This window comes from Lacrimispora sp. (assembly GCF_046972725.1).
In the GTDB taxonomy this organism is placed as follows: Bacteria; Bacillota; Clostridia; order Lachnospirales; family Lachnospiraceae; genus Lacrimispora.
Genome location: NZ_JBKVXF010000002.1, coordinates 21,351 through 37,455, shown reverse-complemented (window position 1 = coordinate 37,455; position 16,105 = coordinate 21,351). Strand labels below are relative to the sequence as shown.

15 protein-coding genes and 1 tRNA gene are annotated in these 16,105 nt (G+C 41.9%); 3 read left to right on the top strand and 13 right to left on the bottom strand.

The features are described from left to right. Positions 1–67: 67 nt before the first annotated feature. From ACLTWA_RS08375 to ACLTWA_RS08345, 7 genes are all read right to left on the bottom strand, one after another. Positions 68–1,069, bottom strand: coding sequence for an FAD:protein FMN transferase (locus tag ACLTWA_RS08375; RefSeq protein WP_412327247.1), 1,002 nt, complete (start codon positions 1,067–1,069; stop codon positions 68–70). 168 nt (positions 1,070–1,237) lie between these two features. Beyond that, on the bottom strand, positions 1,238–2,428 hold the full coding sequence (locus tag ACLTWA_RS08370; RefSeq protein ID WP_412327246.1) for an iron-containing alcohol dehydrogenase: 1,191 nt from the start codon (positions 2,426–2,428) through the stop codon (positions 1,238–1,240). A gap of 122 nt (positions 2,429–2,550) precedes the next feature. After that, positions 2,551–3,468, bottom strand: coding sequence for a LysR family transcriptional regulator (locus ACLTWA_RS08365; RefSeq protein WP_412327245.1), 918 nt, complete (start codon positions 3,466–3,468; stop codon positions 2,551–2,553). After that, on the bottom strand, positions 3,465–4,148 hold the full coding sequence (locus tag ACLTWA_RS08360) for a redox-sensing transcriptional repressor Rex (protein ID WP_412327244.1): 684 nt from the start codon (positions 4,146–4,148) through the stop codon (positions 3,465–3,467). Before ACLTWA_RS08360 ends, ACLTWA_RS08365 begins: the two co-directional genes overlap by 4 nt. 18 nt (positions 4,149–4,166) lie before the next feature. Beyond that, complete coding sequence (locus ACLTWA_RS08355; protein WP_412327243.1) at positions 4,167–5,876, bottom strand: ABC-ATPase domain-containing protein; 1,710 nt, start codon at positions 5,874–5,876, stop codon at positions 4,167–4,169. Continuing rightward, complete coding sequence (queA, locus tag ACLTWA_RS08350) at positions 5,873–6,937, bottom strand: tRNA preQ1(34) S-adenosylmethionine ribosyltransferase-isomerase QueA (RefSeq protein ID WP_412327242.1); 1,065 nt, start codon at positions 6,935–6,937, stop codon at positions 5,873–5,875. The genes ACLTWA_RS08355 and queA overlap by 4 nt, the downstream gene beginning before the upstream one ends. Positions 6,938–6,999: 62 nt before the next feature. After that, positions 7,000–7,809, bottom strand: a complete 810-nt coding sequence (locus tag ACLTWA_RS08345; RefSeq protein ID WP_412327241.1) for a hypothetical protein — start codon at positions 7,807–7,809, stop codon at positions 7,000–7,002. 112 nt (positions 7,810–7,921) lie between these two features. Here ACLTWA_RS08345 and ACLTWA_RS08340 point away from each other — a divergent pair. Together ACLTWA_RS08340 and ACLTWA_RS08335 are read left to right on the top strand one after the other, a co-directional pair. After that, positions 7,922–7,993: transfer RNA gene (locus ACLTWA_RS08340), tRNA-Arg, on the top strand. Between the two features lie 948 nt (positions 7,994–8,941). After that, positions 8,942–9,685, top strand: a complete 744-nt coding sequence (locus tag ACLTWA_RS08335) for a class I SAM-dependent methyltransferase (RefSeq protein ID WP_412327240.1) — start codon at positions 8,942–8,944, stop codon at positions 9,683–9,685. A 258-nt stretch (positions 9,686–9,943) separates the two neighbouring features. On the opposite strand, the gene ACLTWA_RS08330 is transcribed toward ACLTWA_RS08335, so the two are convergent. Both ACLTWA_RS08330 and ACLTWA_RS08325 read right to left on the bottom strand, forming a co-directional pair. Further along, a complete protein-coding gene (locus ACLTWA_RS08330; protein ID WP_412327239.1) occupies positions 9,944–10,258 on the bottom strand; it encodes a hypothetical protein in 315 nt (104 codons plus the stop codon). A gap of 789 nt (positions 10,259–11,047) precedes the next feature. Then, the gene (locus ACLTWA_RS08325; RefSeq protein WP_412327238.1) at positions 11,048–11,293 is read right to left on the bottom strand and encodes a hypothetical protein; all 246 of its coding nucleotides are present in this window, start codon (positions 11,291–11,293) and stop codon (positions 11,048–11,050) included. 360 nt (positions 11,294–11,653) lie between these two features. Between ACLTWA_RS08325 and ACLTWA_RS08320 the strand changes: the two genes are divergently transcribed. After that, positions 11,654–12,619, top strand: coding sequence for a DUF5688 family protein (locus ACLTWA_RS08320; protein ID WP_412327237.1), 966 nt, complete (start codon positions 11,654–11,656; stop codon positions 12,617–12,619). Here ACLTWA_RS08320 and ACLTWA_RS08315 read toward each other — a convergent pair. The 4 genes from ACLTWA_RS08315 to ACLTWA_RS08300 are packed head-to-tail and all read right to left on the bottom strand — an operon-like array spanning position 12,582 to position 16,024. Then, complete coding sequence (locus ACLTWA_RS08315; RefSeq protein WP_412327236.1) at positions 12,582–13,001, bottom strand: threonine/serine exporter family protein; 420 nt, start codon at positions 12,999–13,001, stop codon at positions 12,582–12,584. The genes ACLTWA_RS08320 and ACLTWA_RS08315 overlap by 38 nt on opposite strands. Further along, positions 12,995–13,771: a threonine/serine exporter family protein gene (locus ACLTWA_RS08310; RefSeq protein WP_412327235.1), complete on the bottom strand. Its 777-nt coding sequence runs from the start codon at positions 13,769–13,771 to the stop codon at positions 12,995–12,997. The genes ACLTWA_RS08315 and ACLTWA_RS08310 overlap by 7 nt, the downstream gene beginning before the upstream one ends. Before the next feature lie 17 nt (positions 13,772–13,788). Then, complete coding sequence (gene feoB, locus ACLTWA_RS08305) at positions 13,789–15,792, bottom strand: ferrous iron transport protein B (RefSeq protein WP_412327234.1); 2,004 nt, start codon at positions 15,790–15,792, stop codon at positions 13,789–13,791. Beyond that, positions 15,785–16,024: a FeoA family protein gene (locus tag ACLTWA_RS08300; protein WP_412327233.1), complete on the bottom strand. Its 240-nt coding sequence runs from the start codon at positions 16,022–16,024 to the stop codon at positions 15,785–15,787. The genes feoB and ACLTWA_RS08300 overlap by 8 nt, the downstream gene beginning before the upstream one ends. Between the last annotated feature and the right edge of the window lie 81 nt (positions 16,025–16,105).

Sequence of the window (16,105 nt, the reverse complement as noted above, 5' to 3'; positions counted from 1 at the left end):
TTCTTTTTCTCCTGTAAAATCACATTTCCTCTATTGTATTATAGGGCTGGGGAATTGTAAAGAGATTCTAAGGGTTGACTTCCAGAAACTTCTCTGCACCATCCGAATAATAAACTTCATAATCATCTGTTATAAAAATTCCATAAATTCCATCTAAGGAATTGACCAGCTTCAGTCCCTCATCCAGTCCCAGAGAGAAGCAGGCCGTGGTCATTCCATCCCCATCAGCAGAAATATCTGATAAAATCGTAACAGAAATCAGGCCATTTTGAAAGGGGTATCCGTCCCGTGGATTCAAAAGATGGTGATAATTAACTCCATCCTTTATAAAATGGCGCTCATAAACACCGGAAGATACGACAGACATATCTTTGATATTCAGCGTTTCTATCGTCTCACTCCTGTCTGCAAAAGGCTTTTGAAGGCCGATTTTAAATGGAGTCCCGTCAGGCTTTTCTCCTACACATAGAACATTTCCGCCCAAATTGATAATGGCACTTTTTACGCCCTGTTCCAAAAGATAATCTTTTAACCGGTCTGCAATATACCCCTTGGCAACGCCCCCAAAGTCAATAGTAGTATCCGGAGACAAAAAAGTAAGATCGTTCCCTTCCAGTTTCAAATTCTTATAATTTACCTTTAAAACCGCTTCTTTAATATCTTTTTCCGATGGAATCACAGGACTTTCAGCGGTGAAATTCCACAAGGACGACAAAGGCTCTATGGTAACATCAAAGCCTCCATTGGAACGTTCCGAATAGATCTGCGCTTCGGAGATAAGTGCCTTTACATCATCAGACACCGTCACTGTCTGCTGGTCAGAAGACCGGTGATTCAGTTTGTAGACTTCGCTTCCCTCAAGAGTCTTGCTAAAAATATTTTCATAAGACCGGCATAATTCCAGACAGCCTTCCAGTATTTTGGGATCATCCTTATCATAAATTGTTACTGTAACAAATGTATTTAACATAAAGCCCGATTTGCTGATCGGCTCTATGTTTCTTTGACAACCAGAAAGCAGCATTGCAGCCAGTCCTGCAATCAGAATCATGGTCTTTCCTATTCTCATTTAGTCTCCTCCATCTTACAGGCAGCAGCCAGTGTATCAGCTTTTCATTTTTCCAGATTACCATATCACAGATGGATTTTACTGTCAAACGCCTTTTTACGCACCATAGGCGCAAAACCAAAGGGTTCTGCGCCTACGACTCACACTGCATATATGTTTCAGTGATTCTTAAAAATCAACCTCTTTATCATAGTAACAACAAGCTAACAGCTTCTCCATCTCTGCCGGAGTAACCGTTCTTGGGTTGGAGCCGGTACAAGCATCACCAACTGCCAACTCAGCTACTGACGCTATTTTTTCATTGAACTCTGCTTCATCAATGATTCCTCCCTCATAATCCTTAATGCAGGAAGGAATATGGAGTTTTTCATTCATGGATTGTATCTCAGCAATAAGTGCATCCACCAGTTCCCCGTCTGTATTGCCCTTAAGTCCAATGAAGCTGGCAATCTCACCATAACGTTTGGCTGCATCGGAAACCTTGGAATTGAATTTGATTACCTTTGGCAGATACATTGCATTTGCACAGCCATGAACAATATGTCCGCCGGAATAAGCAGCACCAGTCTTATGAGCCATGGAATGAACGATTCCTAACAGTGCATTGGAAAATGCCATACCTGCAAGACACTGTGCATTGTGCATACGGGCACGTGCATCCATATTGCCGTTATAAGAATCAATCAGATCATTATGTATCATCTTGATGGCATGAAGCGCAAGAGGATCGGTGTAATCACAGTGAAGCGTGGATACGTATGCTTCAATTGCATGGGTCATGGCATCCATACCGGTAAATGCAGTCAGCTTCTGGGGCATCGTCTCAGCCAGGTCCGGATCAACGATGGCTACGTCCGGAGTGATGTTAAAGTCTGCCAACGGATACTTGATTCCCTTTTTATAATCGGTAATAACACTGAATGCCGTTACTTCGGTAGCTGTACCGGAAGTAGACGGAATTGCGCAAAACTTTGCCTTTGTCCGTAAAGACGGGAAATTAAACGGAATACATAAATCTTCAAAGGTAACATCCGGATACTCATAAAATGTCCACATTGCTTTTGCCGCATCAATCGGAGAACCACCGCCGATTGCAACGATCCAGTCAGGCTGAAATTCACGCATTACCTCAGCACCTTTTAACACCGTATCCACACTTGGATCCGGTTCTACCCCTTCAAATAACTTTACTTCTAATCCAGCCTCTTTTAAATAAGCCTCCACCCTGTCAAGAAATCCAAACCGTTTCATCGAACCGCCGCCGACTACCACGATAGCCTTACGTCCCTTTAAGTTCTTAAGTTCCTCTAAGGCACCTTTTCCGTGATATAAGTCTCTCGGTAATGTAAATCTAGCCATGTTATAACCCTCCTTATGAATTTCCAGTTATTACTATATAATATTGTAGTCCAATTGGACAGGAAATACAAAGGTAAAAAGGTATATATCAGTATATAAATATTGATATATATTTAACATTCTTAACAGAACAACGGCTTGAACTTTTCCAGCTCTTTTATAAATTTTTTCTCCAGGCAGCTAAGGGAATATCCCTTGCGGTATACCAAAGCATCCTGATATACCGGAGTCTTTCTTTTACATCTCCGCTCCACCAGATGATACCTTTTTAACATCTGGGGAGGCATGGGAGAAACCCACATATAGGTATCCGGACTCTCACACAAAAGATCAAACTGGCTCCCCCGTTCAAATACAAATATACGTTTTGCCAAATCCAGAATACTTCTGTCTCTTTCCCCCTCTCCCTGCCGGCTTGAAAAACCATCGCCGTGAGAGATCTCAATGTATGGGATTAAATCCTCCGGTTCTATGTCTTGTTTTCCTGCCAAAGGGTGATGGGAAGAGAAAAGAAGCCTTAATGAATAATGAAACAAAGGTTCCATGACCAGACCCTTTGCGGCAGAAGTCTGTCCGTAATAAGCTTCAGAAGAAGACTGGTACCTGATGATCCCCAAACGGTACTCCCCTGTCTCCACATCCCTTAACGTATCGGCGGTATTGGTCTCCCGCAGCCAGACCGCCATGGCTTCCTCCTGACTAAAAGCCCTGATTAACCGGGTGCATGCAAGACTTATATAGCTGGCTCTTGGCATAGAAAGAGAAAAATTGATGCCAGTTACCTGATCTGGCTTATATAGATGTTCCATTTCTTCAATCTGTACCAGGACATTCCTGGCGTATTTTAAAAAGACCCTTCCTCTCTCCGTAGGCACCACACCTTTCGGAGTCCTTCGGAAAATAGGTGCACCAAGACTTTCCTCCAGGCTCTTGATCGCCTTGCTCAGATTGGGCTGGTCCATATAAAGATTGGCTGCCGCCTGCGTAATAGAGCCTGTTTTTTCCACCTCAACCGCATATTGCAATAATACAGTGTTCAATCATTTTCCCCCTTTGCCTGCTGCCTTCCTTTCTTTTCGGCTTCATAAAGATACTTGGACAGCGCAGCCAGAGAAACTGCCATATTCTCATTCTGCACCAGAACATGTTCCGGCACAGATAAATGGATGGGAGCAAAATTCCAGATTGCTCTCACTCCTGCTGCCACCAGATGGTCACAGACTTCCTGAGCTGCCTGCGCAGGAACCGTGATGATTCCAATATGTATGTTCCTTCTCTTACAAAGACTTTCAAGTTTTCCAAAAGGCAGAACCATCTTTCCTCCAATTTTGGTATTCACTTTTCTTCCATCAGTGTCAAAAGCCATCACAATTTCTACACCATACTGCTCAAACCCTTTGTAAGAAAGCAATGCTTTCCCCAAAGAGCCTGCTCCCACAAGTACCGCCTGATTGCTGTTATGATATCCCAGGAACTCTTCGATGTCCTTAATTAGTTCCATGACCTGATATCCCATTTTGGGTTTTCCGCCATTTGTGGTCACCATAGCCAGATCCTTTCGCACCTGAACCTCATTTAACTGAAGATCCATGGCGATGGAGGGGGCTGATATGGTTTCCGTTTCCTCTTTAAGCTTACCTTCCAGATAATGATGGTATATCGGCAGACGTTCCAGAGTCTTTCTGGATATGCCTCCGACCATATGTTTTTTTTCTTCCATAAGCAATATCCTTACCTTTTAAAACGTCAGGCTCCGGCACCGGTTAAATGCCGCAAAAATCTCCTGTCTCCTGGGAAGTGCCAGATTTACAGGAAGATTCCCCTTCTCTCCCAGAAAATCCAGGCCTTCTTCTTTCACCCTATATTCCAGTTCATCAACGATCCGCACCAGTGTTTTCTTTCCGTCAATCAAGCGGGCGCCTGCGTATTGAAGAAAAAATCCCAGTGCTGCAACCTGTTCCGCATCTGCAATCTGTTCCACATAACGCAAATCAACAATCTCATGGTCGATTTTTAAGCTGTCCTGTCCCAAAACCTTTATCTTAGACCGTTCCTCTTTTCCTCCGGTTTTCAGGGCAAGAGGCACACGGCAAAGATTTATTTCCGGCAGGTCAAGTGGAAAAATCCCTTCTCCGTATTCCGCCGCCGCTTTCTTTGCAAATTCTGTGATTTCCACCGGCACATAAGAATCCATCTGAATCACACAATCTGCTGCATGAAAATAAGCTCCGGAGCTTCCAGCGACAAGTATGGTGGAAATTCCTTTACGCTCATATATTTCCCGGATCCGTTCCACAAAAGGAGTGATCGGTTCCTTATCCCGGCTGACCACCTGCTGCATCAACCGGTCCCTGATCATAAAGTTGGTGGCACTGGTATCTTCATCGATTAAAAATACCCCGGCTCCGCTTTCCATGGCCTCTGCCAACCCGGCCGCCTGAGAAGTGCTTCCGCTGGCATCTTCTGTAGAAAACCGAACGGTATCCCGATGATCCGGAAGATTATTAATAAATGCAGAGATATCCACTTTCTTTACGCTTCTTCCATCTTCGGCCCGAAGCTTTACTGCCGAATTTTCTGTAACAACAAACTCTCTTCCGTCTCCGGCAATATGGTTATATACGCCTTTTTCCAAAGCCTTCAAAAGTGTAGATTTCCCATGGTATCCGCCGCCCACAATAAGCGTAACACCTTTTGGGATACCCATTCCTTTGATACTGCCTTGATTGGGAAGGGAAATTTCCACTTCCATGGCTGCAGGCGATTGAAAAGGAACCGCCTGTTTCATAGGTTTTTCCGAGACTCCGGACTGCCTTGGCAAAATTGCTCCATTTGCCACAAATGCTGCCAGTCCCAGGTCAGTAAGACGGCTCCGAAGGAACTGTTGATCCTCTGCCAGTTTTCTTACCTCATGAATCTGTCTTTTTTTCTGATCAGGATAAGAATGGTAAAAACAGATTTCTGCAGCACAGGAAGGCAGAAAATCAAACAGTATCTTTATGAGTTCCTCCGAACGGATGGTTCTTCCATTGGCTGGAAATCCCACTTCAAGACGAAAGCTCAGGCTGCCGTCTGCCCGATTGATCCGGCAGGCCGTGCGGTCCAATATCTCCTGCCCCGGGCGGCTGATGGAGAGCAGCCCGCTTTTTCCTGAGCCTTTTGCCTTAAAACGATACTGCTCCAAAATTTCTCCAAACTTCCGTAACAGATGGTCGGAAAGAGCAACTCTTTTGTATTCCATATCATAGGAAGCTGGAGGAAATCCCGCATTATTCCCATCGACGCGAATGCTGATCCTGGAAGGAGAGGCAAACGGATCTCCCTGGACATGATCGATGGACAATACGTAACCTGGAAAACGGTATTGCCCTTTGGCTCCTTTGTATGCCGGATACCCTTTCCCATCCACAGAACGGAGAAATTGTTTTAAATCTTCGGATGTTTTCATGAAACGTTCCCTCCATGTTCCTGTTCTTTAGAAAGATCCGTCAGAAACATTGCATCACCGAAGCTGAAAAACCGGTAGCGTTCTTTTATGGCCTCGTCATAAGCATGCAGCACATGTTCCCGTCCTGCAAGGGCGGAAACCAGCATGACAAGGGTGGACTCCGGCAAATGGAAATTCGTGATCAGACAGTCTAAGATCTTAAAACGGTATCCGGGATAAATAAAGATTTCCGTCCATCCGGTTCCCGCTTTTAAAATTCCGTCTTCCGTTGACGCAGATTCAACGGTCCGGCAGCTGGTAGTCCCTACACAAACGACTCTTCCGCCATTTTTCTTCGTATCATTGACTTTTTTAGCTTCCCCCTCCTCAACAATGTAGAACTCGGAATGCATATGATGGGATTCTATTTCCTCCACTTTCACCGGCCGAAACGTACCAAGGCCAACATGCAGAGTCACATGGGCAATGGAAATCCCCTTGTCTTCAATCTCTTTTAACAGTTCTTTTGTAAAATGAAGACCTGCAGTCGGTGCTGCCGCTGAACCCTCGTGCTTTGCATATACGGTCTGATACCGGTTTTTATCCTGAAGTTGATGAGTGATATAGGGAGGCAACGGCATCTGCCCCAGGCGGTCTAAGATCTCTTCAAAGATACCGTCATAGGTAAACTGAATCAGGCGGTTTCCTTCTTCTACCACATCAATGACGGTTCCTTTTAGCAAACCTTCCCCAAAGGAAATAACGGTCCCAACCTTTGCCTTTTTGCCCGGCTTTACAAGCGTCTCCCAAATATCATTCTCTTTTCTTTTTAAAAGCAGAATTTCAATTTTTGCTTCTGTCCCCTCCTTCACTCCAAAGAGTCTGGCCGGAATTACCTTTGTATCATTAATGACCAGACAGTCTCCTTTTCTTAAATAAGAAAGGATATCCCTGAAATGCCTGTGTTCAATTTCCCCTGTGTGCTTATCAAGTACCAAAAGCCTGGAAGCGGAACGGTCCAAAAGAGGATCCTGTGCAATCAGCTCCTGAGGTAAATCAAAATTAAAATCTTTCACGTTCATAAATATTTATCTCCTTTGTCAAAAATGCCCCTCTGCACGGTGCCACGCAGAGAAGCATCTGTTTACATATTGTTGGTCTGGCTGCCGGACTCCGCTGCAGGCTCCGTCTCTTCTGCGGAACCCTCTTTTTCAGCCGGTGAAGCAGCGCTCTCTTCTGATTCTTCCTTCTGGTCCATCAAAGTATGATAAACAGCCAGAAGATTCTCATCAGACTTTAATGCTTTATCCAGACCCTCATTTACTTCCTTCGCCAATTTCTGAACCTGATCAGACCGATTGGCTTCATCCATAAATCCGGATTGATTTTTATCCGTATTAGCTACCAGATAATAGGTATCATCTGTTCCTTTTTTTGAATAACACACAATCAGGCTTGGAGCTAAGGTCTCCGCCTGACGGAACTTAATGTCGAACTTCGCATAAACAAGATAATCTCCTTCTGAAAGCCCTGGAGCGGTGTAGCATACCAGATTCTCATAATCCTGATAAAACTTTACTTCCTCTTCCAGTCTGGCACTCTGCTGATTCAGTTCCTGTTCCGGACAAGTACCTCCGTATACCTCAGAAAGAGCTTCCAAATCACAGGTTTTTCTCGCCTTAAAGTAAGCTTCCATCAATTCATGGATCTCAGGCACAGCCTCTTTTTTCAAAGTAATCTCTGCCATAGCCCCTGCTTCTGACCCGCTTTCCTCTGTTCCGGCAGCAGATCCGCCCCCATTCCCTGACTCATTCTTATGGTCTTTTCCGGGTTCATCAAGTACAACTACGACAATCATAAGTATAATGACTATCAGCGGAACGGCTAGAAACTTTAGGTTTTTTTTCGTCTCTTCTTTCATACCGTTCTTCCATTTTTCCAATAAGTGCTTCATATAGGCTTGACCTCCTGGAGAATGAATCTCCTCTTCATTTTAACAAAAAAACCGATAAAAATCAACAAATACTCTTGCGCATTGAAAGGATTTATAGTAGAATGTAAAAGATGCATCTGTAGCTCAGTGGATAGAGCAATGGCCTCCGGAGCCGTGTGCGTAGGTTCGATTCCTATCAGATGCACTATTTTTTTGCCCTTTTTTATATTTCTAATAGTCTTTATTTCATAAGGATTCTCTTGTGTCTGAGCACATGGATTGTGTAATCTTCTGCTTTCACCGTACCTAGAACACTTAAAATCAGCAGCAGAACAGGCATATGCTTAAAGAGCTGATTATTACTCTGCAATAATGTAATATTGAATTCATACATTTTTTCAGTTATATATTCTGGCAAAATCTTAGCTTTTTTTCTTTACATTCATATAGCGTTCGATAGGTAATTGAACCGCTGGACATGGATCAAATGTCATCTTTTGACAATTGTAAGCATATTGAAATACCCCTTTGACAAATTCTTAATGCTTCTTGACTGTTGAATATGTTTCTAAAGCTGATAAATCGTACATCATAGCTTAAATATCCTTTTAAAATAGATTTCCCGGTTAAAGATAGCCTATGTAATTACAAACAGCATTATATGTCTGGTCCAATCAGTCATATGACACTGGCTTTCATATAGAATATTTTAATGTTTTCATCCAAAACTCTGCATATCATAAAATGATGTAGCCTCTGCTCTAACAGTATATTTAGTCCTGTCCTCATTATATTCCTTAATTTTTACGTTTGAGTTCTCGTTCAGACTTGGCAGTAAATATTACGCATCGGAGAACGGTTAAGTATTTTGACTACAATTTTCATCATAATGCTTTATGCTTACCTAGCAGGGTCCCAAAAGACCCTTCCTAATCTTACACGAAAGTTACGAGCTAACGACTTGTTACTTTATAAAAATTTATTGGGATCTTCTGAAACCATTCTATTCTTACACTGTGTAAGTATATTTGAAAAGCTTACCTTTCAAATTAGTTTTTGAGAATATATTTTGCTTTTTAAACTGAAATATAGTATAATCATTTATCAAAAAAGATTCGTCTATCTGGAATTCATATAAAAGGAGTACTATATCATGGAGTGGAAAAGTGAATTATATGATACATCGCAAGCATTTGTTTCGGAATATGGAAAAGATTTAATTTCTTTGGTTCCGAAAAAGACAGGTAGTATTCTTGATCTTGGTTGTGGTACAGGGGATCTGACACAAAAGCTAAACGAATTCTGCAATCAAGTCATCGGAATTGATGGTTCAAAGGAAATGATAGCAACAGCAAGAAATAAATATCCAAATTTGCACTTTGATGTGATGGATGCTTGTCAAATTCCTTGGCAAAATGAATTTGATGTTATCTTTTCCAATGCTGTTTTTCATTGGATTCCCAATCAAAAACTACTGCTTGAGAAGATTATCCGTGCTTTAAAAGAGAACGGACTTCTGATTTGCGAGTTTGGTGCCTCCGGAAACATATCGCAAATTGAAACTGCATATAGAACCGTCTTAAAATCCTACCAAAATTATTATGAAAATCCGTTTTTCTTTCCTACTGTTGAAGCGTATTCCCACCTTTTAAGAGAAGCTGGTTTTACAATTGAAAAAATATATGATTATGACCGCCCTACTCCTTTACCAGATGGCAAAAACGGGTTAAGAAAGTGGATGTTGCAGTTTTTTTCTGAAAGCCTTTCCGTGTACGACCCGGACCAGCAAAATCATATTTTTGAGGATGTTGAACAGCTACTATTTGAAAAAATGTATAATGGAACAACATGGACTGCGGATTATCGAAGAATCCGAGTTGTTTCTCGTAAAGCATAATACAGGAAGCTGGTTTTATTCTATCTCCTGCATCGGAAAATTCTATGTATTTTCCACATATCACGGTCTAATTTTAGCGGATAATCTTTTGCATCTGTTTTTTATTGGAAACTGTCAGGTATTTTCATAGACTTTCTATCAGGATTTATACACGCTCAAACAGGCATACCAGAATCCCTCATCAGGTATGCCTGTGATTTTATCATCAAAATACTGTCTGCAAAGGCAACAAAGCCTGCCATTTTATTCTCTTATGCATCATAGTTCTTCCTCAATAATTTCAGCTTCTTCATATCTTTTTATTAACAGATTAAACTCATTGATAACTCTTAAGGCGATTCTGCTGTTCTCATGATATTTTTGATTGGAAAACGCAAAATAAGAACTTATTCCGGTACTGTCCTGTATGGTCCAATGCATGACCCGCTCTTTTAAATCAATGGTAAATCTGACTTTAATAAACCTGCGATAGAGGTAGCTGGAAGACGAAAATTTATCTTTATCCGGCTTAAAACCGTTTTTTAATAAAAGCGAACTGGTAACATCAGCTTTCACTCTATATTCCTGCTGCATGATACACTCTCCTTTTCGTACATCCATCCAAAAACTATCCGGTGTTTTAATTCTCACCGCGGCTTTCATAATTAAAAGCCGCGGTGCCGCTATGAGATAACTTATCTCATATTCATAGGACCGTACAATAGCCCTATGGATTTATGAAAACACCAGAGGTGATTAAAAAAAGTTACTCTATATATAATATATGAATAAAACCTTGCAGCGAACCGCCCGCCGATAACTTCCTTGCTGTTGCATTGCAAAGCATGAGCAAAATTATCAGAACTATGCATTTATGCTTAACGTATGTTTTTTCTTCTTCGGTTGTGCCTGACTAAAAGAAAAAAGGACTCTCCTTGTCTTTAAAACTAAATAAGATATATAAAACATCAAACAATTCCAAAACTTCAATATATTCCAGTCCCAGATTCTATTTATAAATAAAAATCAATGCTTTACCAATGAAATGGCATGATTGAAAACTTATCCCCTGAAACAATAAATAGTAACTGACCTCTAAGCAGCCTGCTTTCTTAAAAGAAATTATTTCCCTAATTGTACTTCATACTTGCCGCTAAGTCGAACATATGTTCTTTTCTCTATAGTAACACTCCAGAACACGTAAGTCAAGTACAGTCGGAACATTTTTTAGTTTTCAATTTATTTTATACAAGCAAAAAAACCGGTTTCCCCGGCTTTTTGCATTTAAAATATATAACCATTTAAACTCACTTAGGCTTGTGCCAATAACCACAGCACAAGCCCATACAAGTTAAATCATTGCTATTTTTTTATTATTTTCTCTTACTCCTCAACCTCATGCAGCTTCCTGTCCCCGTTCAAATTAATAATTCCTGCCACAAATTCCTTCTTTTTCTCCACAACAATCCGATACCCCTTAGCCACAAAGAACAATCCCAGAACAAAAAGTCCCATAAAAATTATGAGAAAAGAAGTTTCACTTCCATTCCCCACATTCCACGCATTCCCGATCATTGAAAATAAGCAAATTAAAATCCCCATTACATAATAAGAAACCTTTTTACTCATAATTTTTATCCTCCTGTTTTTTTATAATAATTATAACACATAATGGTGTTAAAAATTGTTAATTTTAACCATTTTCCATCGTATTCTCACAAAAAACACTTCTACTAACTTTTTTATCAAATAGAAGGTCAATTCCCCTGACTCTAAACTCTTCAACCCTCATTTCATCATCAAATTATCTTAAAGCATATTGTCTTTTCCCCATAACTCCGCTATAATAGAACCACCAATCACATCTAAAATCATTTCCACATTTCTTACGGTTCCTATAATGAATTCCAACCACAAAAAGAACCGATCAAATCCAGTTGTAAATCTGCAATCAGCAATTTACATAAATCACATCTAAGGAGGTATACCATGGTATACAAAACATTTCTTGAAACTGTCAAACAATCTGTAGGAGAGCGGCTTGGTTCCGACTTTACGCTGACGCTGCATTCCATTACAAAAAACAATGGTCTGATTCACGATGGACTGTGCATTGCAAAGGCAGGTGAGAAAGCCGCACCCACCATTTACTTAAACCAATTTTACAAACCTTTTCAAAGCGGAATCCCTATCACAGAAATCATCGAAGATATCCTGCTGCTTTATCAGGCGAACCGGCTTCCCGATCATATTCATCTTGATGCGCTTACTTCTCCGGAATACATAAAAACCAAAATTATTTACCGCCTGATTAATGAACCAGCCAACAAAGACCAGTTATCAGATATTCCACACATCTCCTATCCAGATCTGGATTTATGTCTCATTTTTTGTCTGTCTCTCCACCGGTCACAAGATGATCTGTTGACCGCCCTCATCCACAACAATCACCAAAATACCTGGAACTTAACCACAGAAGAATTATTCCAGGCTGCAAAAATCAATACCCCCCGCCTTTTCCCTGCCCGCATCCGTTCCCTCTCAGAAGTCATAAAAGATATCGCCAGAAATACCGCAGACGAAGATATAAAAGAAGAAGATTTATTTGAATTTTTTGATGCTGAACCACTGTCACCGCCAATGTATGTACTAACCAATCCAGCAGGCATCAATGGCGCTGCCTGTATGTTTTATGAAGGCATATTAAAAGACTTCGCTTCCTGCACAGACAGTGATTTAATCATCCTGCCTTCCAGCATTCACGAAGTCCTCATTATACCCAGCAGCAAAAATATATCCATAAAAGAACTAGCGGAAACCGTTTTCTCCATCAATCAGGAAGAGGTTCCCGAAGAAGACCGCCTGTCCAACCACATCTATCTCTATTCCAGAAAAAGCGATGAACTCACCATCGCATTCACTTCTTCTGCCCCAATCGGAACAAAGAATCCATAATAAAGACCGCCATGGCAATGGCTCCTGAAATCTGCAGGGTCTGCAGCAAATAATAACTGGAAAGCTCCGGATTGTTGCTGATCACATAGGATACACTTCGGTAAATAGAAGCTCCAGGCACTGACGGAAGAATTCCCGCCACTAAAAATACAGTTACCGGTGCCTTAAAGATTCTTGCAGAAATATGACTTGCCAAAGCCACTAAAAGCGTGGATAAAAATGCCGCAGTTATGACAGATCCTGCTGCGGCATCCACCAAAAGATACGCCAGCCAGCCTGCTGCTCCGATACTCCCAGCCAAAATCACATATTTCTTTGGTAATTCCAAAATCAGTGAAAAGCTAATCACTGCTAAAAAAGCACCTGCTGTCTGCACTACCATAAGAAGCCTCCCATCAGCCACTGGAACAGTCCCATACCGGCTCCTACTCCTGCTGCCACAGCCAAAGCTACCACCACCGCTTCCACCATTCTTGCGGTCCCGGAAGCATAATCACCATTTAATGTATCCCGAATAGCCGTAGTAAATATGACCCCTGGTACCAGAGGCATAATTGCTCCAATAATAATTATATCACTTTTAACTCCCGGCAGCAGCCACCGCTCCACAAATAAAGTGGTAACTGCAATCAAAAAGGCACACACACCATTGATACAAAAATCATTGAGCCGAAACCGAACAGATATTTCCATAGCTCCTGCAAGCACAGCGCCTGTTACTGCTGCAGCCAGACAATCCTTTCCTCCTCCGCCCAGCAAAAGAGTGAAAAATACTGCAACGCCTACGATCCCCACATCTTTCAGCCATCTGCTATACTGAATGGTATTACGTATTTCCTTCAGTTTTCCATGAGCCTCTTCTACCGTTAAAAGATCATTACAAAGTCTGCGTGATACATCATTGACCAGATAAACCCTGTTTAGATTTGTAGACCTTCCCGGTACCCTTCTGGCAACAGTAATCGCTTCGATAGAGGGATCATTTAGAGAGGCAAAGATTCCGGTAGAAAAGACAATTGCCTCTGCTGTCTCCCGCCCTGCCTTACGTAAAATATGATCGATTGTATTTTCTACCCGAAAAATTTCTGCGCCGCTTACTAACATAATTTCTCCTGCCAGCACTGCAGTTTCCACAAGCAGTTTATCATTCATTCACTTTTTCCTCAAAATCAAGTATAGAAAATAAGACTTCCAGCCTGAAACACCAGAACAGCGGCCAGCCAGGCCAAGAAAAGCTGAAAAAGCACCATTCCAATGGTCCATATCATGGAGCCCGTTTCCTTCTTTATGGTTGCAACAGCGGCAATACAGGGAGAATAAAGCAGGCAGAAAATCATAAGAGCATAAGCATTCACACCGCCAAACCCAAGGCTTCCAAGGCCAGCCAGAAGTTCTTCCATTCCCGCTGCCGAATTGACATTGCTGATTCCAAACAAAACAGAAAAACTGGAAACCACCACTTCTTTTGCAGAAAGCCCGGATATCAGTGCTACTGCAATCCTCCAGTCTCCCAACCCTGCAGGGCGCAGAACCGGAACGAGAACACGCCCGAAGATTGCTGCAAAGCTTTCCGATACATCGGTGACTAAACCGGATGGCCCTCCGTTTAACACAAACCAAAGCAGGATGGTTGCCAGGAAAATAGTGGTTCCTGCCTTGCTTAAATAATCCTTTACCTTATCCCATACATAGATGGCTACGGTTCTTCCATTAGGCATTTTGTATTCCGGAAGTTCGATAAGAAGTGTATCCCCTTCCTTTCCGCCTGCCAGGTGATGAGTGACAAATGCAATCACAATCGCCGCCATCAGACCTACAAGATATAGGGAATAAGCCACAGCCAATGCATGCTTTGGAAAGAACATTTCAGAAAACAGGACATAGATCGGAAGTTTTGCCGAACAGGACATAAATGGCGTTAGGAGTATAGTCCTTTTCCGGTCCTTATCGCCAGACAGAGCCCTTGTTGCCATTACAGCCGGAACCGTACAGCCAAACCCAAGCAGCATGGGCAAAAACGCTTTTCCAGATAATCCTACCCGTCCCATCACCTCATTCATCACATAAGCAACCCTTGCCATATATCCGCTGTCTTCCAGGAATGCCAATGCAAGAAACAAAATAAAAATATTCGGTAAAAATGTAAGAATCCCTCCAACGCCCGCTATAATGCCGTCAACTACTAACGATGTGATCCAGCCGGATGCATGTATTTTCTCCAGCAGCTGCTGCATGTAAGAAGAAAACAAATCCAGCGCGATCTCAAAATATTCCTTAAAAAAATCCCCTACGGTAAAGGTCAAAAAGAACACCAGTGCCATAATTCCCAGAAATAAAGGCATACCAAGCACCGGATGAGTAAAATACTGATCGGCCTTATCTGTAAGTGCAAAGCTTTCATCCCTGTTTGCCAGACATCGTTCAATAACTTCCTCGATATAATTATATTTCTGATTGATAATTTCCTTCTCATAATTATGATCAATGATTTCTTTTAAATCAAAAGGGAAATCATTCATTACCGTTTCATCATGTTCCAGACACTTGATCGCATACCATCTTGAATGATCCGGTTTCTTATAATGAGCCTTAAAAATCGTTTGTAATTTAGATATCCTGTTTTCAATTCCAGGTGTATATTTTACAATCACGCCCTGAAAAGGCTCTTTGTAACCATGAACGATGGTATCTAATAACACATCAAGTCCGGTCCGGTTTCTTGCTGAGACCGGTACCACAGGGATTGTTCCAAGCATACCGGAAAGACGGGGAAGGTCAATTTCCAATCCCCGCTCCTCTGCAAGATCCATCATGTTAAGTGCCAGGATCATTGGCTTTTTAAGCTCCAGAAGCTGCAGGGTCAAATACAGATTCCGCTCCAGAGAAGAAGCATCCACCACATTTACAATCACGTCCACTTCCCCGTCTTCCAGACACTTTCTCGTCACCTTTTCTTCCATGGTATAACAATTCAGGCTGTAGATTCCAGGTGTATCTATCACTCGTATGAGGCGGCCATTATAACGAACCATTCCTTCCATTCTCTCGACCGTAACTCCCGGCCAGTTCGCCACCTTTAACCTGGCTCCTGTGAATGCATTAAATAAAGTCGTTTTGCCGCAGTTAGGGTTTCCAACAAATCCAACACGGATCTCTTTATCTTCCTCATTCATGGCTGGCTGCCTCCCTTATTTCTATACCCTCTGAGATTTTTCTTCCAAGGGCAAGTCTGGTACCTCTTACTTTAATAATTACAGTACCGCTTCCCTTTTTATTCATCAGAGTTACAGGAGTAAGTTCTGTGACTCCCAAAGCCTCCAGCCGCCTCGTAATCGCTTCCTTTGCCATCACCCGGTATACAATGTATGTTTTCCCAATCTCCCCTTCATGAAGCTTCATGACCATCTCCTCTGCATGCAGACATCTTTTACCATCGCATCCATAGAAATTTTACTATTCCCCCCTTTTATTGTCAATGCCACCGCC